Source organism: Staphylococcus sp. HMSC65H10 (assembly GCF_001839185.1).
Taxonomy (GTDB): Bacteria; Bacillota; Bacilli; order Staphylococcales; family Staphylococcaceae; genus Staphylococcus; species Staphylococcus simulans.
This window is the reverse complement of sequence record NZ_KV840415.1, coordinates 1-233: the sequence shown is the minus strand read 5'-3', so window position 1 is coordinate 233 and position 233 is coordinate 1. Positions and strand designations below refer to the sequence as shown.

The window sequence follows — 233 nt, the reverse complement described above, 5'->3', positions numbered from 1 at the left end:
CTCACCAGTCCTATTTGACAGAGAGCCAAAAAAAGAGTAGAAACCTTGATATATCAAGAATTCTACTCTTAAAACATTAAAAATGTTTCTATTTCAGTACCGGCGGCCGGGATCGAACCGGCACTCCATCAGCTGGAACGGGATTTTGAGTCCCGCGCGTCTGCCAATTCCGCCACGCCGGCATAATATGGAGCGGAAGATAGGATTTACACCTATACCTCGTTCCGGGAAGG

General features: G+C 47.2%; 1 tRNA gene. It reads right to left on the bottom strand.

Annotation, left to right across the window (positions count from 1 at the left end):
* Positions 1 to 97 precede the first annotated feature (97 nt).
* Positions 98 to 182 (bottom strand) — tRNA-Leu (locus HMPREF3270_RS11065).
* Between the last annotated feature and the right edge of the window lie 51 nt (positions 183 to 233).